At 35.5% G+C, this 21,219-nt stretch carries 12 protein-coding genes; all 12 read right to left on the reverse strand.

The genetic code is table 11. The annotated features are described in order from the left end of the window. Window positions 1–240: 240 nt before the first annotated feature. The 12 genes from QWY92_RS07025 to QWY92_RS07080 all read right to left on the reverse strand — a co-directional run bounded on the left by QWY92_RS07025 (window position 241) and on the right by QWY92_RS07080 (window position 21,200). The gene (locus tag QWY92_RS07025) at window positions 241–1,416 is read right to left on the reverse strand and encodes a FecR family protein (protein WP_290269698.1); all 1,176 of its coding nucleotides are present in this window, start codon (window positions 1,414–1,416) and stop codon (window positions 241–243) included. Window positions 1,417–1,554: 138 nt separating this feature from the next. Beyond that, window positions 1,555–2,103: an RNA polymerase sigma-70 factor gene (locus tag QWY92_RS07030; protein WP_290269700.1), complete on the reverse strand. Its 549-nt coding sequence runs from the start codon at window positions 2,101–2,103 to the stop codon at window positions 1,555–1,557. A gap of 426 nt (window positions 2,104–2,529) precedes the next feature. Continuing rightward, a complete protein-coding gene (locus tag QWY92_RS07035; RefSeq protein ID WP_290269701.1) occupies window positions 2,530–4,638 on the reverse strand; it encodes a right-handed parallel beta-helix repeat-containing protein in 2,109 nt (702 codons plus the stop codon). Between the two features lie 13 nt (window positions 4,639–4,651). Continuing rightward, entirely contained in the window at window positions 4,652–5,953 is a 1,302-nt protein-coding gene (locus QWY92_RS07040) for an alpha-L-fucosidase (RefSeq protein WP_290269703.1), read from the reverse strand. A gap of 34 nt (window positions 5,954–5,987) precedes the next feature. Next, a complete protein-coding gene (locus QWY92_RS07045; RefSeq protein WP_290269705.1) occupies window positions 5,988–8,321 on the reverse strand; it encodes a GH92 family glycosyl hydrolase in 2,334 nt (777 codons plus the stop codon). Window positions 8,322–8,343: 22 nt separating this feature from the next. Next, the gene (locus QWY92_RS07050) at window positions 8,344–9,831 is read right to left on the reverse strand and encodes a sulfatase family protein (RefSeq protein WP_290269707.1); all 1,488 of its coding nucleotides are present in this window, start codon (window positions 9,829–9,831) and stop codon (window positions 8,344–8,346) included. A 4-nt stretch (window positions 9,832–9,835) separates the two neighbouring features. Beyond that, window positions 9,836–11,728, reverse strand: a complete 1,893-nt coding sequence (locus QWY92_RS07055; RefSeq protein WP_290269709.1) for a beta-N-acetylhexosaminidase — start codon at window positions 11,726–11,728, stop codon at window positions 9,836–9,838. Window positions 11,729–11,735: 7 nt separating this feature from the next. Further along, window positions 11,736–13,175 (reverse strand): glycoside hydrolase family 30 protein, encoded by a 1,440-nt coding sequence (locus QWY92_RS07060; protein ID WP_290269710.1) that lies wholly within the window; start codon window positions 13,173–13,175, stop codon window positions 11,736–11,738. 7 nt (window positions 13,176–13,182) lie between these two features. Continuing rightward, on the reverse strand, window positions 13,183–15,864 hold the full coding sequence (locus tag QWY92_RS07065) for a glycoside hydrolase family 3 protein (protein ID WP_290269712.1): 2,682 nt from the start codon (window positions 15,862–15,864) through the stop codon (window positions 13,183–13,185). A gap of 13 nt (window positions 15,865–15,877) precedes the next feature. Beyond that, window positions 15,878–17,248 carry a sulfatase family protein gene (locus tag QWY92_RS07070; protein ID WP_290269714.1) on the reverse strand — a complete coding sequence of 457 codons (1,371 nt, stop codon included), beginning with the start codon at window positions 17,246–17,248 and terminating at the stop codon, window positions 15,878–15,880. Between the two features lie 8 nt (window positions 17,249–17,256). Continuing rightward, entirely contained in the window at window positions 17,257–19,560 is a 2,304-nt protein-coding gene (locus QWY92_RS07075) for a glycoside hydrolase family 95 protein (RefSeq protein WP_290269716.1), read from the reverse strand. A 44-nt stretch (window positions 19,561–19,604) separates the two neighbouring features. Next, on the reverse strand, window positions 19,605–21,200 hold the full coding sequence (locus tag QWY92_RS07080) for a sulfatase family protein (RefSeq protein WP_290269718.1): 1,596 nt from the start codon (window positions 21,198–21,200) through the stop codon (window positions 19,605–19,607). Window positions 21,201–21,219: the final 19 nt, after the last annotated feature.

The following is a 21,219-nucleotide window of genomic DNA, read 5'->3' on the forward strand; positions in this document are numbered from 1 at the left end:
AAGTAATAGCCTTTTTCTTAGAAACAAAAAAGGTTTCTCTGATTTAAATTTCATAAATTTGTTAGTTATTAGTTGGTTAAACATTTAATTAATTGATAATTACACGGAGGGGAATGGCGCTTTATACTTTGGACGGTCTAAACGCTTTCCTCTTTTTTTGTAATGCTTAAATTTCTTCAGTTGAAAGATTGTTGGTTTTATTTCATATTTAAATTTAGTTAGGTTTAAAAAAGTTTTGATTTAATGTAATACTATGGTTTTACCGGTGATTTCATAATTGTCAATAACGCTTAAGGCTTTAATGGATAAGAGTATATTTTCAATTTTTTGATCTTTTCCTAGTACACCTTTAAAGGTGACGTCTTCAAGTGTTTTATTTTCAAAAACAACATCTACATCATACCATCTAGAAATCACTTTCATAATGTGTTTTAGCTTTTTTCCTTTAAAACTAAAAAGTCCATTTTTCCATGAGGTTTCTATTTTAACATCTACTTCGTTAACTTCAATAGTGGTATTGTTTTTAACATCTACAATAGATTGTTGGTTTGGCGCTAAGGTTTGCTTGTTAGCCAATGTATTCCAAACGTCCACTTTGCCTTCAACTAAAGTGGTGTATATGTAGGCTTCGTCTTTATAAGCTTTAACGTTAAATTCGGTTCCTATTACCTCGATGTCTTGAGCTTGATTAATTACTTTAAATTTATCGCCATTATGCTTCGTGCTTGGCGAAACCGAAAAATAAGCTTCTCCGTAAATTAATTCTACTTGTCTGGTTTCTCCTTGGATAAAGGCTACGGGATATTTTAATTGAGATTCTGAGTTTAACCAAACTTCTGTTCCGTCGGCAAGTTTGATAAAATATTGGCCGCCTCTAGGAATAGTTAGGTAGTTGTATTGTATTTCTGTTTTATGTTTGCTCGTATTTTGGTAGATTAATTTCTGGCCATCGCAACTAATGGAATTCGAATGGATTGTTTTTCCTTTTTCTAGTTGAATGTTAGTCCCGTTTTCTAATGTTAGGGTTGCTTTATCTGTGCCAACCCCTATGCTTTCTGTAACCGAAGGAGCTTCTATAATGGGGTGAGTAGGGCTTTTTTCATAGAAAAAACCAATAGATATAAAAGTGCCTATTACAATTAAAGCAGCGGCATATCTCCAAAACACTATCTTTTTAACAGGTGTTTGAGTTTTGTTTTTTATGATATTCCAATCGTCTTGAATATTAATTTGATTAGAAAGGTTTCTTCGCTCTTTTATTAGTGTTTTATCTGTGAGGTTTTTATGAATGTATTCTTTATCCTCATTATTGAAAAGGTCAGATTGCTCTAAATCAATAGGAGTTTCATCCTTGAGTAGGGAAGAAGAGGTTTTTTTAGACAGTTCAATAAGCCTATGAAAATAGTTTTTTATCATCAATATTAACTTGAATGTGTTCTTATTTAACTCTAAGACGATAAAAATTACAAGTAGGGTTAAAAAATATTTTTATTTTTTTAAGTATATTCTTTTCGTCAATAAATTTTTATTGTAAATGCGTAAACCGTTGGTGTATTATGTAAAGAAAACAGCGATCAAAATAAAATGTTCTTTTAATAGCGGTTTCAACCTTTTGTAAGCTATCTTTTTTTGAGCCTTAACCGTATTTATTGAAATGTTTAATCGGTCTGCTATTTCAGGATTGGTAAAGTTTTTTGCACTAAGTCTAATAATTTGTGCACATTTATTAGGTAAGGTATTTATTGCTTTTTCAATAATAACCGATGTTTCTAAAACAACAACTTCTCTCATGAAAAAAGCATCTGTTTTTAGATCTTCCATTTTTTTTGAGGAAAAATAATCTGTAGATTTATAACGCTTACTTTTTAAATAGTCGAGCGATTTGTTTTTAACGGCGGTATATAAATAAGATTTAATACAAGCTTCACTTTGGAATTCAACTTTATCTTCCCAAATTTTAATAAATACATCTTGAACAATATCTTTTGATGCTTCTAAGCTTTCTACATACGTGTTAGAAAACAAGCAAAGGGGCTTATAAAGAATCTGAAAAATATTCTTATATTCTTTTAGCGAGAGCTGATATGAACCTAATTTTTTCAATGACTAATAGCGGTATAGTTGTTCGTAAATCTAAAAATAAATACAACAAAGGATATTTATTTTGAATAAATAAAAGTACAAAACAATTGATTTTTGTGTGTTTTATGAGAGTTTTGGCTGGGTTTTGATTAATATCTTAAGTTTTTTTCATTTTTATTAGTTGTAGTTTATAGAAGCAAAGTGAGCTTCTTAGTTAGTTGGTTAGTTAAGATGTTTTATAAAATTAATTAGTTTTTATAGAATTCGCATCCTGTACTGTCCTGAAAAGGCGAGTAGGTTTTAATATATTGATAATTAAGGGGTTCCTAAACTATGAAAATTTAAATTAAAAACTCACAAAAAAACCTCAGCTATTTAATTAAAAATAGTTGAGGTTCTTGGGTAATAATTAGGTCTTGTTTTAGACTATAATTAATGTTGTTAAGATTATCTTTTAATCTTCATTTTCATATTCTTTTCAACAGCGGTATCAAAGGCTTTAGTAATAGATTGAGGTAATTTGGATGTTTCAATCCAGTCATTATTACCATAAACGCCAGCCTCGGAATAATTGAATGGCTTAAAGTTGATTTTTTTATAAGTTGTATTTCTTTTGAAGTTGAAATTAAAACTTTCAGCATCTTTAAAAAACGGATTAGAAATGTGGCTGTTTTTATCGAAGCCTAATTTTTTCCATCCTTTAAAAGTATGATTATTGAAGTTGTAATCGCCACCATTAATATTCCAATAGATGTTATTATCCATGCTGGCATTAACATCGTCCCAAGCGCCTTTGGCAACAAGGCCTTCTTTAAAAATGATAATGTTATTTGTAAAGGAGAAAGATTTATGATCTTCAGAAATAGTACATTGCAATTGATATTTTTTTGCAAAGGCTAAAATGTTATTTTCAACTGTATTATTTTTTCCATAATTCTGCTGAAATCCGCCTGTTTTAGTATTGTAAACTAAGTTGTTTTTAAAGGTAATACCTGAAGAACCTTCATCGGCATACATACCCCAACCACCATAAGAATAGGCGTGAACATTATTAATAACATTATGGGTAACTTGTGTACCTTCGGAAGCGCCTAAGGTGTAAATACCTGCCATATCACTAAGTAAATCCCAACCAATATGATGAATATGATTATAAGTAATAGTGTTACGCTTTGCTAAACTAGGCTTATAGCCCCAAACCCAACCTACCGAAATTCCTGTATAATAGAAATCCCCAATGTCGTTATGAGAAATGGTATTGTCGGCACTATGGCCAACCCATACACCAACCGAAGCAGGAAATTCTTGGCCACCAGTTTGGATAATATTATTCTCTACGGAAATATGGTTAGTATGTGCTTTACCATCTAGAGGTTTAAAATCGCCTAAATAGATACCGCCACCACCAAGATGATGCAAATAACAGTGTTCTACTTTGGAATGTGTGGTACCTTTTCCAAGCCAGATGGCATGCTGACCAATTTGTGAAACTTCACATTTTAAAAACTCAATATGGTTTGCGTATTCAACCATAATGGCAGCATTAAGTTTTGCTGCAGCTTGATTAGGTTCTGAACCTGTAATCGGAATTTTGTAATGCGCGTGTTTGAAAGTTAACCCTTCAAAAGTAATGTGTTTTGCATTATCGTTGGGCGTACCAGAAATAGATATCAGGTTTTCTAAAACGGGAGCAATAACTTCGGTGTTTGCTATAGTTTGGCTTTCTAACGGCTTGTATAATAAAGTGCCGTTATCTTTTAAATACCATTCCCCCACAGAATCTAGAGCCGCTTCATAGTTTTCAAAAATAAGGCGTCTATCCTTTTTTAACGGATTCCATGGCTTCATGCCTTTACCAGAAGTTATAATTTTTAAACTATCGGCATCTATGGCATCAATATGTCGTAAGGTATAATCCCATTTATGGAATGCTTTAAAACGTACATTGTGAATTTCTTCCTGTTTAATTTTTGAAAGTATTTTGGCGTCTTTAGCATTAAAGAAAATGCTTTGCTCTGCTTTTTCGGCTACTTTCGATGCGCCTTGCTTCCAAATAGTTTGTGTTACCGTGTCAATTTTTATAAAGCCTTTATTAGGCGTTCTTGCCAAAGTAGCGCGTTTATTGTTAACATAAAGCTGATCGAAGGACCATTTGTAGTAGCTGCTTTCTGGAATTTTTGCTTCCCAAACCCCATTTGAATTAACTTTGAATCCTGTTATTTTTTTTCCACCGCTAAAAACCGGTTTTGCTCCTTTTGCTGCTTTGTAGATTATTGGAAAGTTAGGTGAACCACTGTCCGAAGAGTTGAGTTCCAAAGGTGATTTCATGAGGTAATTTCCAGTTTCAATAAGCACTTCAAAACTATGGTTTATACCATTTTCATTTTTGTAGTTCCTAATGGCATCGCGAGCCCCTTGCAATGTAGCAAGAGGTTGCGATTGGCTGCCTATATTTAAATCGTTTCCGGCGGTAGAAACATAAAATGTAACCTGCGCCTGAAGTTTAAAGGTTAAAAGAACTATTAAAATGAAAAAAAACAATTCTTTTTTTAACATAAAACTCAGAATTTTATTTCAATTTTAATTTGATAATACCATCGATACTAGCATCGAAATCTTTTCCAGGATAAAGAAAAGTTCCTTCTTTCATTTGCTTGAATTTAACTTTTGTTTTTCCATCAAAAGAAGTTGCTGAAGTAATTTTTTCAGTAAATTCAGAAATGAAAATATAAGGTTCAGAAGGTGCTTCTAAAACGTGTACGTAAAGTGTTTTATCCTTTTTAGTGATGGTTCCCCAATCTTGAGAACCCGTAACGTTTCCACGTGTTCCATAAATACTTTCACCGTATTTGCTAGTCCAATCGCCTATTTCACCTAAAGTATCAACAAATTCTGGTTGAATTTTACCATTCGGCATTGGACCTACGTTTAGTAAAAGGTTACCATTTTTGCCTGCTGCTTTTACTAAAAAGTGAATAAGTTGCTTAGTCGTCTTAAACTTTTTATCATAAATACTATAACCCCATTTTCCTGCCATTGTAGCACAAGATTCTAGTGGTAATTGACTCACTTCTACACCGTGACTAAAACCACCGTGGTTTTCACCTGGTAAATCACGTTCAAAAGTTTGAACATCGTCTCCAGGAATAGGTTGAATATGGTGATTGTTTGCTATTAAAGTGTTCGGGCTAAGTTCGTGAATTAAAGAGTAAATTTCATCATAATGCCAGTTTGCTTCTTTTTGATCCCAGTGACCATCGAACCAAATACATCCTACTTCGCCATAATTTGTAAGCAGTTCAGTAAGTTGTGCTTTCATAAAAGCTACATATTTATTCCAAGCTTCAGTATCACCTTTTTTACCATCTTTGTAGTCGTCACGTCTCCAGTCTAATAAAGAATAATAGAAGTTTAATTTAATACCTTCTTTTTTACAAGCTTCAGCCAATTCTTTTAAAGGATCTTTTCCGTAAGGTGTGGCATCAACAATATTAAAATCACTCGCATCGGTATCAAACATGCTAAAACTATCGTGGTGACGCGATGTAATGGTGATGTATTTCATACCGGCATCTTTAGCTATTTTAACCCATTCTTCAGCATTAAATTCTTGTGGATTAAAAAAATCGGCTAAACGACTGTAGTTATCTTTTTGAATCTTTTTTAATAACATCACCCATTCTCCGTCGGCCAAAATACTGTAAACGCCCCAGTGGATAAACATTCCAAATTTCATGTCTTGAAATTCCTCACGAGCTTCTAAGTTACCAGCAGTTGGCGTGTATTCTGGCATATCGTACGCATACTTTTTTTGTGCATTTGCACTAAATAGTATTATACACATTAAAGCTATTAGTCCTGTTTTTTTCATTTTCTTTGTTTTTTTATTGTTGGTTAATTGTTGTTTATTGTATTACGGGCTCTGAGCCCATTTGCATTTCTAATATTCCACCTTGTGTAATTTCTTGATGTGTAATCCAGAAACGATTAAGTGGTTTTCCATTCAATGTCATGGATTGAATATAAATATTTTCTTCGGAATTGTTTTGGGCTGTAATTTTAAACATCTTTCCGGTGTAATAATCACTATCTAACTTAATTTCAATAGCATTAAAAACTGGACTCGTGATTTGGTACTTATTATCACCAGGGGCAATAGGGTGAATGCCGATGGATGCCAATACATACCAAGCCGACAGTTGGCCAACATCTTCATTGCCACACAAGCCGTAAGCATCGGTGCCGTAAGCATCATTACAAATTTGACGGGTGTATTTTTGGGTTAAATGTGGTACACCGGCTTCATTCAACATAAAAGGTACGTGGTGTACAGGTTCGTTAGGATGGTTGTAATAATTGTTCCACAGAAAATCGTCTGGTGTGTTTTCAAAGAAAGAAATTAATTCACTTCTAAAAGCTTCTTCGCCACCCATTAATGTTTTTAGCCCATCGATATCGTGAGGTACAAACCAGCCTTGTTGATAAGGATTACTTTCAATACAACCTTGTCCGTGTACTGTTTTTCCTTTCCATTCTAACCACGTTCCGCTGCTGTCTTTAGCTCTAAACCAATTCACCTCATCGTTCCAAATATTCTTGTAATTTTTGCTTTTCTTCAAATAGGTTTTTGCAATATCATCTTTTCCTAAAGATTTGGCCATAACACTCAAAGCCCAATCGGAATAGGCATATTCTAATGTTTTAGAAATATGTTTGTTTGAATAGCCTAACTCACCGTTTCCTGTATTATTGACTGTATTCAATGAGTATTGAAATGCCTTTTCTACATCGTAATTCCGAATGCCTTTTTGATATGCATCGTTAATAACAGACACGGCTGGATTTCCTAACATAACGCCAGAATAGGAATTCAACATTTCCCAACGTGGCAAATATTCCTTACCACTCAATTCTGCCATTTGTAGTAACGAATTGATTTCGTCGTTTACCAACGTTGGATTGATAATGGTTTGCAAAGGAAATTGCGATCTAAAAACATCCCAACCACTAAAAATAGTACGATAGGTGAAATCGTTAGTTTGATGTACTTTTTTATCAGCGCCTATGTAATTTCCATTCACATCCGAAAAAGCACGTGGGTCAATCAATGTATGATATAATGATGTGTAAAAAATAGTTTTTTCTCTATCGGTAGCGCCTTCAACAGATATGTTGTCAATAGCTTTGCTCCAGCTATCACGAGCTTCTTGTTTTGTTTTATCGAAATCCCAATGGTTAATATCGTGTTCTAAATTTTCTTTAGCTCCAGCAATACTAACAAATGAAATACCACTTTTTACTAAAACTTCTTCGTCTGCTTTGGTACTAAAATTGGTGTAAAAACCAAGGTGTTCACCTTGCATTTCAGTTTTATCTGTGTAAATTTTCGCGTTTTTAATAGCGTCTTGATAATTATCTTTTCTTATCCAACGCATTTTTCGTTTCACATCTGGTAAATCGGCACTCCAAATACCATAGTCTTTTAAAGGCTTGCTAAACTGGCAATAGAAATACACAACATAATCGGCATTTCCTGCTCCAGCGCCCCATCCACCACCTTCCGGAGGACATTTCATCCAACCTTCAATCGCGTTTTCGTTTACCACTTTTATGTATTGTTCTGTTGAAGTTCCACCAACACGACGCGCTAAATCAATTTGAACGCGCGAACTATCAGTTTCAGGATATGTAAATCGAATAATACCAGCTCTTGGTGCTGAAGTTAATTCTGCTTTTACATTATAATCGTCCATAGTAACGGCATAATATCCCGCTTCTGTAATTTCCGTATCATGAGAATATCGAGAACGGTAACCACTTTCTGGGTTTTCTGCAACACCACGATTAGTTTGTAGTTTACCTATGGTAGGCGTCACTAAAAAGTTTCCTAAGTCGCCAAACCAGCCCACGCCACTCATGTGTGTAAAACTGAAACCTTCCATGGTTGTATGCTCATAAGAATATCCAGAACCATTATCGCCATCTGAAACCGTATCAGGACTTAACTGCACCAACCCAAAAGGGGTTGCGGCACCCGGAAATGTTTTACCAAAACCATGTGCATCCTTCGATTTTTTACCATAAGTAATAGCACCAATTATAGGGTCTATATAATCTACGGGCTGCTTTTCGGTTGTTGTGGTTTCTTTTTCAGATTTTGAAGATTTACAAGAACCCGCTACTAGAACTGTTAATGCCAGACAGAAATAAAATGATATGTTTCTTTTTGTATTACTCATGTAATGGGATGCTTTTAATCTATTAGTGTGCTGCTTTATTTTGTACAGTTTCTGTTTTGTAAATATCTACAGGCACATCATTCTCTTGCGATTTTCCTGTGGTTGTTCTCCCATTTTCTACAATATATTTCAATTTTTTGGTCAATTTTGCAACAACTCTAGGATGTTTCTTGTAAACGTTAGTTGTTTCTTCAGCATCCTTTTTCATATTGTATAATTGAATTTCTGGCAAGTTTTCTTTTCTAGCTTTGTTATCCGTTGGGTTAGACCAACCACCAGAACCTGGCGTTAATTCTAATTTCCATTTTTTATTTCTGATAGAAAATTTACCATGTATAGAATGATGAACCACTAAGTTATAATCGGTTTTAGCCTTTTTGTTTTTCAACATTGGAAGAATACTATACGAATCTACGCCAGCATTATCATCCATGTTTAAACCTACAATTTCAGCACAAGTTGCCATTAAACTGGTTTGGCAAATGAGCTTATCGTTTATAGAGTTAGCCTCAATATGTTCTGGCCATCTCACCATAAAAGGAATACGGTGTCCGCCTTCCCAAATATCAGATTTATAACCTCTAAAATCAGCACTTGGGTAATGTCCAAATTCATTTTCTAACTTACCAACTTTTGCAACAGGGTAGGAGCAACCGTTATCACTTGTGAAGAATACCAAAGTATTATCTTCAATACCATTTGCTTTTAAAGCTTCAAGTACACGACCAACAACATCATCGGTTTCCATAACAAAATCGGCATAATCTCCCATGCCACTTTTACCTTGCCAAGCTTTAGATGGTACTACAGGACTATGCGGCGAGTTTAATGCCAAGTACATGAAAAATGGCGTGTCGTTTTTAGATTCTTTAACGATATAATCTTCTGCCTGATCAGCTAAAAATTGTAGCATCTTTACAGGTTCCATTTTATCAACAACCTTATCGTTTTTTATAACCGTTTTCATAACCCGAGAGTGGTGAAAGCCAATATAAGAGTCAAAACCACGAGAAACTGGTCCGTTTGGTACCGTAGAACCAATAGCTGGGCCAATTACTTTTTTACCATCGTAAACTGCAACCGGATTTCCTTCATCATCAACAAACTTAAATCCAAGATGCCATTTGCCAATAGCAGCGGTTTTATAACCCGCGGTTTTTAACATTTTAGGAACCGTGGTTAAATTTTCGGCAATAAGTGGTTCTAACTCATCACCAGTACCAAGAACACCTTGTTGTAATCTAGAACGCCAAGAATAACGTCCTGTTAAAATAGCGTAACGCGATGGTGTACATACAGCAGAAGCAGAATGCGCATCGGTAAACGTCATCGATTCTTTCGAAAAGGCATCTATTTTTGGAGTTAGTATTTTTCCTTTTTCAGGATTTAAAATTTGTACATCGCCATAGCCTAAATCGTCACAAATGATGTAAACAATATTCGGTTTTTTTTGAGCTGAAGCTGAAGCAACAACGAGCATAAAAAGAGCTACTAATTTTGATATTTTCATGATTTTATTTTAATCGTATTTCTGTTATTTCACCTAGTAATTCACCAGCTTCGTTAAATAAACCTGCTTTTAAAAGGGTTTTAGGTTTTGTTTTAAAATCGCCTTCGTACTTAATGGCGTTTATTGTTGGATCGCTACCATCAAGCGTGTAATAAATAGAAAAGCCAACAGTTTCTGTTTTCAAAAACACAATAGCTTCTGTATTTAATTGATCAATAGCAAAGGCAGGATATACAGTAAACATGCTATTTGCATAATTGACGTTATCTCTTTCTAAACGTTTAAAATGATCACTTTTTAATGCATTTTGAAAACGTTCCCAGTTTTTTACTTTTGGATCACTCCAAGACACCTCGGCACTTGCTAAAGTTCTTGGGTATAGCATATATTCAAAATGTTCTTCGGTTGGTGTAAACTCGGCCCATAAACAGGTTTGGTTTCCTAATACAAGGCTTGCCTCTTTTGCCGTTAATTCAGCTGGAATAGGCTCATGATTATAAACTACAGATAAAGGTAATACCGAATTTGGTCCTTCTGGTTCCATAAATGTCGGGCCTTGAACACGACTGATATACGAGTGTAAATACGACGTCATAATGGTTGGGTAACCTTCACGAGGTGCCTGTAATTCTGGGGTGTGTCGTCCTCTTCTCCAAGCCATAATGGTAGCGCCTTTGGCACCTTTACCGCTTAAAATTTCATCCCACCCAATCATAAGTTTATTTTGAGCAGTTACTATTTTGTTTACTTTTTGAATAAAATGACTTTGTAATTCTTCCTCATCAGCAAGATTGTGATCTGTCATTACTTTTTGGCAATGCGGACATTTTTTCCAATTGTTTTTGTTGCACTCATCTCCACCAATATGGATGTATTTCGACGGAAATAACTCGGCTACTTCTTTAATCACATCTTCTAAAAAAGCATAGGTGGTTTCTTTTCCTGCGCAAACCGCATTATCTGGCGCTTTTCCACCAGTGGCTAATTCAAAATTAGCATCAGTTTCACCGTCAAAACAAAACAATTCTGGGTACGATGCCACTAAAGCTTTACTGTGTCCGGGAACATCAATTTCTGGTATTACTTCAATATTTCTAGCAGCTGCATAAGCAATCACTTCTTTAATATCTTCTTGGGTATAAAAACCACCGACGGTTTTAGGTTCGTCTGCCGTAGAAGGCTCACGAGACCACCAAGCAATACCTGTTCTGTCTGCGCGCCAAGCGCCTTTTTGAGTGAGGTTTGGATATTTTTTAATTTCAATTCTCCAGCCTTGATCGTCGGTTAGATGCCAATGAAATTTATTTATTTTATATGAAGCTAATACGTCAAGCTGCTTTAAAATAAAAGCTTTGGTTTGAAAATGTCGAGAAACATCGAATAAAACACCACGCCAATGAAATCTTGGATTGTCGGTAATAGTTAAACTTGGTATGGCTGTAGTTCCATTAGAACCGGCAGGAATAGCCTGTCTCAAAGTTTGAAAACCATTAAATAATCCAGCATAATCGGTTGCTTTTACAGTAATTTTAGAAGCATTTATTTCTAAAATATAACCTTCAGCTTCAATAGATGCGTTTTTTACTTTTTCAAAAACAATAACATTTTTAGATGCTGAGGTTCTGCCTGCGTTTACGGTTAGCGATAAACCGGTATCATTTGTAAGTGTTGATGACACCATAGGCGCTAAAGATTTGCTGAATTTCTTCGGAATAAAAACTTGCGTGTTCTCATCTAATTTAAATCCGCCTGAAGCGTATACAACAGATGCTGGTTGCGGAATAAAAGTATTCTGAATATCTTGAGCGTAACTACTTGTCGAAAACATGAGCCATACTAAAAGTAATGCCGTTATTTTTGCACCGTAAATATTCGTTTTATGTGATGTGTTTATCATTTGTTTTTTAATTTAAACTTACAGCAAGCGTATTAAAAGATTTTCCGTCTAGGGCTACTTTTACAATCTCGTTATTGATGTTTAAGGCTAATTCTTGCGCTTCCGAAGTATTATTATAAGCCAAAATAGTCACCTCATTATTGGCTTTATTATAAAAAGCTAGTGCATTATTAGTATTTCCAGAGGCTGCTAGTTTTACCGAACCTGGTGCTACAAAAGCACTTAAATGTTTCATTAAATAAAACTCAGGGTTGTATTTTATAGCTTTGGTGTTACTATCAATAGAAATCATAGAATTTTGTTTCCATCCCCATTGGCTTTTTCCTGTTTCATCTAAAACCATATTCCAATACATATATGAGTTGGCACCGTTTTCAAAGTAATGTTTCATTAAATTGAAGGTGTATTCTGCCGCTTTCCAATCGTTAGAGCCATCCCCACATTCTGTTTCGGTTTGCATTAATTCCATCTCTGGATATTTCGCATGTACGGCTTCAATAGCACCTTTTCCAGCCCATTGAAAACCAACGCCTTTTACATAATCTTCGGCATTTTTGTATTCTAAAATATTTGAAACCCGTTCTATTTGAGGGCGTTCAACAGTTCCTAGCCAAATTTCTGTGTCTAATTGATCGGCTTTAAATTTCGGACCTAAATAATCTGCAATAAAAACACCTAAATCTTCAGGTTTCCACACACATGAAGGGAAATTTTGCGCCGAGTTATATTCATTTTGAACGTGAACGGCACTTATAGGGATGCCTTCTTTTTCATAGGCTTCTACAAACTTCGCAAAGTATAAGGCGTAAGCTTCAAAATATTCTGGTTCTGTTATAAAACGAGACTCCAATTCTTCCGTAGAACTCCATTCTTCAGGTAAATCGTTAAATTCAGGATTCGATTTACAAGCGTAATGTTTGCTGTGTTTCATCCAAGATGGCGGACACCAAGGTGAAGCCCAAACTTCTATTTCTGGATTTATTTTTTGTGCTTCTTTAATGTATGGAATTAAACGCTTTTTATCTCGTTCTATAGAAAAGTTTTCCATAGCAAAATCGCCTTCGGTTTCATTATGGCTATACCAATCTACAGCGTAATCGTTAGCACCAATTGGCATTCTGCATAAACTAAATTTACAGCCTTCAGTCTGGCTGAACAAGTCGTTTAAAATTTGTTGCTTTTCTTGAGGGGTTACCATTGCCAAGGCATCCCAACCTAATTCGTTAAAACAGCCACCAAAACCAGTTATTTCTTGTTCTTGTTTATTTGTATCAATAGAAATTGAAATATCAGCAGCTTTTTCATTTAGAACTGATTCATATTTTTTTTCTAACCAAACAGTGTTTTCAGTACTACTTACCCATGATACATCTAAGCTGTTTTGACTTTCTTTACAAGCCGAAAAGGCAATTAAACCTAATGCGAGTAAACCTTTAAATATGTTCATTATTAACTTATTTTACGGTTAAAATTTTTCTTAAACGGATATCTTTTGATGACGCACCAACCATGATTCTAAAATCGCCTGCTTCAACTAATCTTTTCATGTCTTTGTCTAGCATAGATAAGGCTTCAGGATCTAATTGAAAGGTTACATTTTGAGATTCGCCAGGATTTAAAGTGATACGTTTAAAGCCTTTTAATTCTTTAATAGGGCGAGATACTGAAGCTAATTCATCACGGATATAAAGTTGAACTACTTCGTCTCCTGCAACCGTTCCTGAGTTTTTAATAGTGCATGAAACTTCTACGCTCTCGTTAGGTGAAATATTATTTTTACTGAATTCAATATCTGAATATTCAAAAGCCGTATAACTTAATCCGTAACCAAAAGGGAATAAAGGTTGCCCAGTTAAGTTGTGATAATTATCGCCACGACCGGTTGGTTTGTTGTTGTAATATAAAGGACATTGCGCTTCGTCTACCGGAAAAGTAATTGGTAAACGTCCAGCAGGATTTTCATCACCAAAAAGAATATCGGCAAAACCGTTTCCGCCATTTTCACCAGAATACCATGCCATTAAAACACCATCGACATCGTTAATCCAGTTAGACATCGTTATAGCGCTACCACCAACTAAAACAACAACTATTGGTTTTCCTGTTTTAGCAACGGCTTTAATTAAAGCTTCTTGATGACCGGGTAAAGCTAATAACGCACGATCTTGAAATTCACCTTCGTGAATACCAGCAAACACTACAGCAACATCACTTTGTTCTGCAACTGCAACAGCATCGGCAATTTGTTGTTCCCATTCGTTTTGAATTTCGGCATCCCAAATTAATTTGAATTTTGCATTTCCTGCAGCTTCAAAAAACTCAATTTTAATGTCGTATGTTTTTCCTTCTTCAAAAGAGAAAGGTTTTAAAATACTGTTGTATGATTGTTTTTGCCAGTTGTCAATAATTAATTTGCCATCTAAATACATGCGGTACCCATCGTTACCTTCAATACCAATATTGAAAACACCTGTTTTTGGTGCTTTTAATTTTCCTGTCCATCGTACTGAAAACCAATCGTAAGCTAAATCTTCATGTGGTGAAAATAAGGTCCATCCAAACTTAATTTGCTTATCAATACGCTCTACTTTAGGTTGGCCGGTTAATTTAATATTATCAAAATAATCACCTTTTAAACCTTCAACTTGTTTACCATCTTTAGTGGTTGATAAATAAGAAGCGGCTATGGCGTTATAATTTTCTTCAGCTAAAGCTACGCCAGGAGCATAGTTGATATTGTCTTTACCTATTTTGTCTGCGACGCCTTGATACATAGAAATAAGATTATTTCCAGGACCACTATAACCACCTAATCGTACGGTTTTTACATCGTGACCAATAAGGGCCATTTTTTTAACAGCTTTATCAATTGGTAAAGCTTCATTTTCATTTTTTAATAAAACCATCGCTTTAGAGGCTGCTTTTCTAGCCAACTCACGGTGTGTTTTATGTCCGTTCCAAATTGCTGCTTCTTTAGCATCTACGTATGGGTTTTCAAATAAACCTAATTCGAATTTAGCTTTTAAAATACGGCTTACTGCTTCGTCAATGGCTTTAATATCTACCATACCATTTTTGTAAGCTTCCCAAAATAAAGGGTAGTGGTTGTAGTTAGTTTGAAACATAACATCTAAACCAGCTTCTACAGCGTCTTCGGTGGCTTCGGCATAATTTGCTGCTGTAAAATGCAATACATTAGCACCACCTGTAGCGCCAGCATCGGAAATTACAAAGCCATCAAAACCCCATTCTTCTTTCAGTTTAGTACGCAATAACCACTCGTTAGACGTACATGGCGTACCGTTTAATGAGTTGTAAGACGTCATTACTGAACGCGCACCTACTTTTTGAAAAACAGCTTTAAAAGCAGGGAAGTAAATTTCCTCTAAAATACGTTCGTTATAACTAATTGGGTAACTATCACGGCCGCCTGCGCCTACGTTAGCAACAAAGTGTTTTGGCGTTGTGATTACACCTTCTTTCTCGAATTCTCCAAGATAAGAAAGTGCCATTTGTGTTGTTAAATATGGATCTTCACCATAAGTTTCTTCGGTACGTCCCCAACGTACATCGCGTGCTATGTTTAATACTGGCGATAATATTTGACGAATTCCTCTTGTTTTGGTTTCCTTTGTAATGGCACCGGCTACTTCGCCAACTAAGTCTGTGTCCCAAGTTGCTGCTAATGCAATGGCTTGCGGATACATGGTGGCACCATCTCGGGCTAATCCATGAAGGGCTTCGTTAAACGGAATGATAGGAATCCCTAAACGGGTTTCTTCTAAGAAAAACTTTTGAAGTTCGTTAATTTCGTTAGCCATATTGGCTGCAGTTCCCGTAGAACCATAGTCCATAATTTGTTCGGCTGCATTATCATTTAATCCTTTTGAAGAAATTTGAAAACCAAAAATACCATGCTTCAGTTTGTCTTTTCCAATCTTTAAATCGCCTGGAATCATAAACATTTGCCAGAATTTTTCTTCTAAAGTCATTCTGCCTAATAAGTCGCTTACACGTTCTTCAACGGGTAATTTTGGGTTTTTATAAGGCGGATCTTTCTTGTCGGAAAATGCAAAAGCACTTATAATCAGTGCAAGAACACTGGCTATTTTTAGGGTATGGAGAATCTTTTTCAAACTGCTATTATTTTTAATTATATTGATGTTGGTTTGCTTTTAAATCGGCATCGAATTCAGTCATCATTTTTTGTAACTTCTTTACGATTTTAGGGTTTGCCGCTGCTACATTAGTATTTTCAGAAATGTCTTCTTTAAGGTTATAAAGGGCAACACAATCTTTGGTAATACGTAATTTCCAATCGCCTTTTCTAACGGCTTCTAGTGTTGATTCTTTATAATAATAGAAACCTTCTTTTTCGTAAGGTGAATTTGCTTTTTCGTTTCCAGAAAGTAAAGGCCAAATATTTTTACCATCCATAGGTTTATCTGATACTTCAGCATCAGTTAAGTAGGCTATAGTTGGCAATAAATCCATAGTTGAAGCGACTTTATCGGTAACGCTTCCGGGTTTGATTTTACCTTTCCATTGTGCAATCATTGGTACACGCATGCCACCTTCTAAGGTTTCAAATTTATGACCTCTTAATGGTAAAGCACTTCCGCCTTCTTCTCCTTTTTTAGTCCAAGGACCATTATCTGAAGTGAAAACCACCAAAGTGTTTTCATCTAAATTTAAAGATTCTAATGTTTTTAAAATCTCGCCCATACTCCAGTCTAATTCCTCAATAACATCGCCATATAAACCTCTTGCACTTTTTCCTTTAAAATCTGGTGAAGCATAAAGCGGCACGTGTGGCATGGTTTGAGCAACGTATAAAAAGAAAGGTTCGTCTTTATTTTCTTTAATAAAGCTTACGGCTTCCTCGGTATATCGTTTTGTTAATGTTGATTGATCTACAGGATATTCTATCACTTCGTCTTGTCTCATTAAAGGCACACGTCGTCCTCTCCATTTTTCTTCACGTAAACTATCAATCGTCATACCTTCTCTAAAAAGAATATCTTCTGAAACCTTTGATTTTGGGTTAACAGACATATCATTACTGAAAGGAATACCGTAATACGAATCGAAACCTTGTTTGGTTGGTAAATATTGAGCCTCGTCGCCAAGGTGCCATTTACCAATACATGCTGTATTGTAACCTTTTGTTTTAAGCATATCAGCAATAGTTAATTCTTGATTGTTTAAACCTCCCGGTAAATTTGGCCAAAGTACTTTAGGTACACCAACTCGGGGTGGGTAAGAACCTGTAAGTAAAGCTGCTCGCGATGGAGAACAAATAGATGATGCGGCATAAAAATCGGTAAATTTTATACCATTTGCCGCCATATTATCTAAGTTGGGTGTTTTTATTAATGGAGAACCAAAAACACCAACATCTTGATAACCTTGATCGTCTGTAAAGAAGATAATGACGTTAGGTTTCGCAGTTGTTTTTTGTGCTGAAAGCGCTCCTGTATAACTTAAAAAAACCGTGAGTATGCTGATTACGAATTTCATATTCTGAATTATTTTTTATTTAATGAACCGTCGAACTTATACGTTTTTCCAGCTTTTGTGTCAAATTCTATCGTATTTCCGTTGTATTCTAAAACACAAGGTGTTCCTTTTTTAGATGTAATTTCAACGTATTCTAATTTTGAATTTTTCCAAGAGAAAGCCAACTCAAAACCACCTCTAGCAACAATACCTTTTACTTCTCCATCGGCTAAAGCATTTGGTAAGGCAGGTAGTAATTCTATTTTATCTAAATGACTTTGTATTAACATTTCTAAAATACCTGAAGCACCACCAAAGTTTCCATCAATTTGAAATGGTGGATGCGCATCAAAAAGGTTAGGGTAGGAGCCTCCTCTAATTTTGCGTTCCGGAATTTCTGCCGGACTTAATAATACATTCAATAATTTATAAGCGCGATTTCCATCTTTAAAACGAGACCAGAAATTAACTTTCCATGCTAAACTCCAACCTGTGCCGTTATCACCTCTAAATTCTAAAGATTGTTTTGCAGCTTTCATTAATTCAGGAGTGTCTTCGTAATTAATTTCGCTTCCAGGGTATACCGACCATAAGTGAGATACGTGTCTGTGATGATTTTCTGGATTATCTTTATCTTCTAACCATTCTTGCAATTGCCCGTGTTTACCTATTTGGTTTGGTGCAATTTTAGGAATCATAGTCGTTAGTTTATCAGCGAAAGCTTCATCTGTTTTCAAGATTGAAGATGCTTCAACAACACTTTTGAAAAGGGCTCTTATGATTTGGTGATCCATCGTTGGACCAGCCACTAAACCACCAATTTCTGGGGATGTAGATGGCGTACTTATCAGGTAACCTGTTTTTGGATCTTCAACTAAAAAATCGGTATAGAAAAGCGCCGACTCTTTCATTGAAGCATAATTGTTCTTTAAAAAAGTTTCATCTTTTGTAAATAAGTAATGTTCCCAAATATGCGAACAAAGCCACGCACTACCAGATAACCAAAGTCCGTGATTAGAGTGGTTTACTGGAGCAGCACCTCTCCAAATATCTACGTTGTGGTGTACATTCCAACCCTTAGCGCCGTAATGTTCTTTAGCCACGTTTTTTCCGGTTTCAGAAACATCTTTTATAAAATCGAAAAGTGGTTCGTGACATTCACTAAGGTTAGCAATTTCAACTGGCCAATAATTCATTTCTAAATTAATATTGGTGGTGTAACTACTAAACCAAGGTGGCGTTAATTTATGATTCCAAATACCTTGTAACGTTGGTGGCTTGGTTCCTGGACGGCTACTCGCTATCATTAAATAACGGGCATATTGTACGTAAAGAGCAATTAATTGCGGATCGCTTGGGTTTTTCCAGAAGTCGAAAATACGCTTGTCGGTGGTGTTTGCCGATTTTCCATTATCACCAAAATCAATATCAAAACGATTGTATAGCGATTGATAATCTTTTAGGTGTAGTTTTTTTACTTTTTTATAATTTTCTGAAGCAACACGTGCTAAAGTATTTTTTGTGATGTTTTCAGGATTTCCCGAAACATCATTGTATTTAATATAGTTGGTTGCTGCTGTTAAAAATATGGTTGCTTTTGATGCGTTGGAAATTTGAAGTTTTCCGTTTACGGTTTCAATAGTACCATTAGTTTGAATGTTTAAAGTGGCAACGCCTCTTAGTGCGCCATCTTTAACTTGAACCTTTAAGGTTTGTGTGTTTCCAACGGTTTCTACCGTTTTATCTTCGTGAAGGGCATCTAACCATAAATCGAAATTAAGTGCTTTAGATTTACTAGAGGTTAAATTAATAGCAATAATTTGTGATGGGTAACTAGAGAATACTTCTCTTTTAAAATCCACACCATTTACAGAATATGCGACTTTGGTAATGGCTTCTTCTATGTTTAATTCTCTGGTGTAATTTGTGTAGTTTTCATGACCTTTAAAAGCAATGTAAATATCACCAAAAGGTTGGTAAGGCTGTTGCTTTAAAGGCGTACTCATAAACTCTTGCATGGCTAAGTTTTGAGCATCTACTTGTTTGCCATTAGTTAATAGTTGGCGGATAGTGTCTAAATATTTGTAAGCTCCTTTATGCGCATAATCATGCGGTTTTCCGGCCCAAAGTGTTTCTTCGTTAAACTGAATATGTTCTTCTGGTACACCTCCAAAAACCATAGCGCCAAGGCTACCATTTCCAATAGGTAAAGCTTCTGTCCACTCAGCAGCAGGAGACTCATAAGTTAATTTATGAGTCTCTTGTGCATGAATTGTGGCTACACATAATAGAATAGATATACAGCCAATAATTGTGTTTTTATTCAATTTCATATTTGTTTTATTTAGTCTATTCTATAAATGTTTAGTGTTATCAATTAATCATTCCAATGTTGCGCAATGATTTGGTGTATTTCAGGGTTATCAGCATCAACGTCGCCTAAAGCTTTTCTTTGGTTTAAGATTTCAGCTTTAAATTCTTTAATAATGTCTTGATATTCTGGGTCGTTATAAGCATTATGAACTTCGTTCGGGTCTTTTTCTAAATCGTAAAAATCCCAGTATTTTGTTGGTTGTTCATCTGCAGAATAGTTGTTCGATTTAAGTCCATTTCCATAAAAGAAAGCCAATTTGTAACGCTCGCCACGGATACCAAAATGTCCTGGTCTGTCTTTGGAATGATCCCAGTAACGGTAGTATCCAAACTTACGCCAATCGGCAGGTGTGTTGCCTTTTAAGTTTTCACGGAAGGAATGCCCTTGCATGGTTTCAGGATATTCTAAGCCTGCGTAATCTGCAAATAAAGCTGAGAAATCGGCATTTTCAATAAGGTCATCATTTCTAGTTCCAGGAGCAATTTCTTTTGGATATCTAATTACAAATGGCATGTGGATAGACTCTTCGAAAATTAAACGTTTGTCAAAGAAACCGTGCTCTCCAAGGAAATAACCTTGATCGGCAGTGTAGATTACGATAGTGTTTTCAGCTAAACCCGATTTGTCTAAATAATCTAATATTTTACCAATATTATCATCTATAGCTGCACCGCAACGCATAAAATCTTTAACGTATTTTTGGTAAGTTTTGTAACGCGCTTGCATGTTATCTAAACCGTCTACATCAAAAGGTAATTCTGGATATTGCATGTAACCCGGAACATTATCAGGGTCTTTGGAAGCAACTAAATATCTATTTTTTAAACTATCAATAGATTGTCCGTTGAAAGAACGCCCGGTTGTAGATGGACCTTCATCGTAAAATGTAGCAGGCACTGGAATATCTTGATCACGGTATAAATCATTAAAACGCTCAGGATAATCAAAAGGTTCGTGCGTCGCTTTAAAGTGACACATAGCCATAAATGGTTTAGACTCGTCACGGTTTTCGATCCAATCAATTGCCATATCCGAAATAACATCGGTACTAAAACCTTTATATTCTTTTCCTCCTTCAGTATAATCTTGCCAGTTTTCTTTAGTTTTTAAAACCGGATCCCAATAGCGACCTTGACCAGGTAAAACGCAGTAATAATCGAATTCTGATGTTGGTTCTTGTTTCATGTGCCATTTACCAATAACCGAAGTTTGATAGCCACCACGTTGCATAACACCTGCAATTGTTGGATGATTTGGTGATAAACCAGCGCCCAAAGTAGTTACGCCGTTAATGTGGCTGTATTGCCCCGTTAAAATGGTTGCGCGGCTTGGTGTACAAATAGAATTAGATACTAAACAGTTGTCTAAAACCATACCTTCTTTAGCTAAACGCTGTATGTTTGGCGTGTGTACATAGTCTTTTAAAATACCATCATAAATTCCCCAGGCTTGAGACGTATGGTCATCGGCCATGATGAAAAGAATGTTTGGTCGTTCTTGTTGTTTTTCTGCCGTTTTTTCGGCGACTTTGTCCTTACATCCTGTTATGGTAAGACAGCCAAAAACAGCCAAAAGACCTAATCGTGATAATGTGTTCATCGTTTTAAAAAGTTTAATT

It is taken from the genome of Algibacter miyuki (genome assembly GCF_030409805.1).
GTDB classification, from domain to species: Bacteria; Bacteroidota; Bacteroidia; order Flavobacteriales; family Flavobacteriaceae; genus Algibacter; species Algibacter miyuki.

Excerpts from the sequence above, each read along its gene's own strand:
- QWY92_RS07025 (WP_290269698.1), bottom strand. The coding sequence starts at position 1,416 with ATGATAAAAAACTATTTTCATAGGCTTATTGAACTGTCTAAAAAAACC.
- QWY92_RS07035 (WP_290269701.1), bottom strand. The coding sequence starts at position 4,638 with ATGTTAAAAAAAGAATTGTTTTTTTTCATTTTAATAGTTCTTTTAACC.
- QWY92_RS07040 (WP_290269703.1), bottom strand. The coding sequence starts at position 5,953 with ATGAAAAAAACAGGACTAATAGCTTTAATGTGTATAATACTATTTAGT.
- QWY92_RS07045 (WP_290269705.1), bottom strand. The coding sequence starts at position 8,321 with ATGAGTAATACAAAAAGAAACATATCATTTTATTTCTGTCTGGCATTA.
- QWY92_RS07050 (WP_290269707.1), bottom strand. The coding sequence starts at position 9,831 with ATGAAAATATCAAAATTAGTAGCTCTTTTTATGCTCGTTGTTGCTTCA.
- QWY92_RS07055 (WP_290269709.1), bottom strand. The coding sequence starts at position 11,728 with ATGATAAACACATCACATAAAACGAATATTTACGGTGCAAAAATAACG.
- QWY92_RS07060 (WP_290269710.1), bottom strand. The coding sequence starts at position 13,175 with ATGAACATATTTAAAGGTTTACTCGCATTAGGTTTAATTGCCTTTTCG.
- QWY92_RS07070 (WP_290269714.1), bottom strand. The coding sequence starts at position 17,248 with ATGAAATTCGTAATCAGCATACTCACGGTTTTTTTAAGTTATACAGGA.
- QWY92_RS07075 (WP_290269716.1), bottom strand. The coding sequence starts at position 19,560 with ATGAAATTGAATAAAAACACAATTATTGGCTGTATATCTATTCTATTA.
- QWY92_RS07080 (WP_290269718.1), bottom strand. The coding sequence starts at position 21,200 with ATGAACACATTATCACGATTAGGTCTTTTGGCTGTTTTTGGCTGTCTT.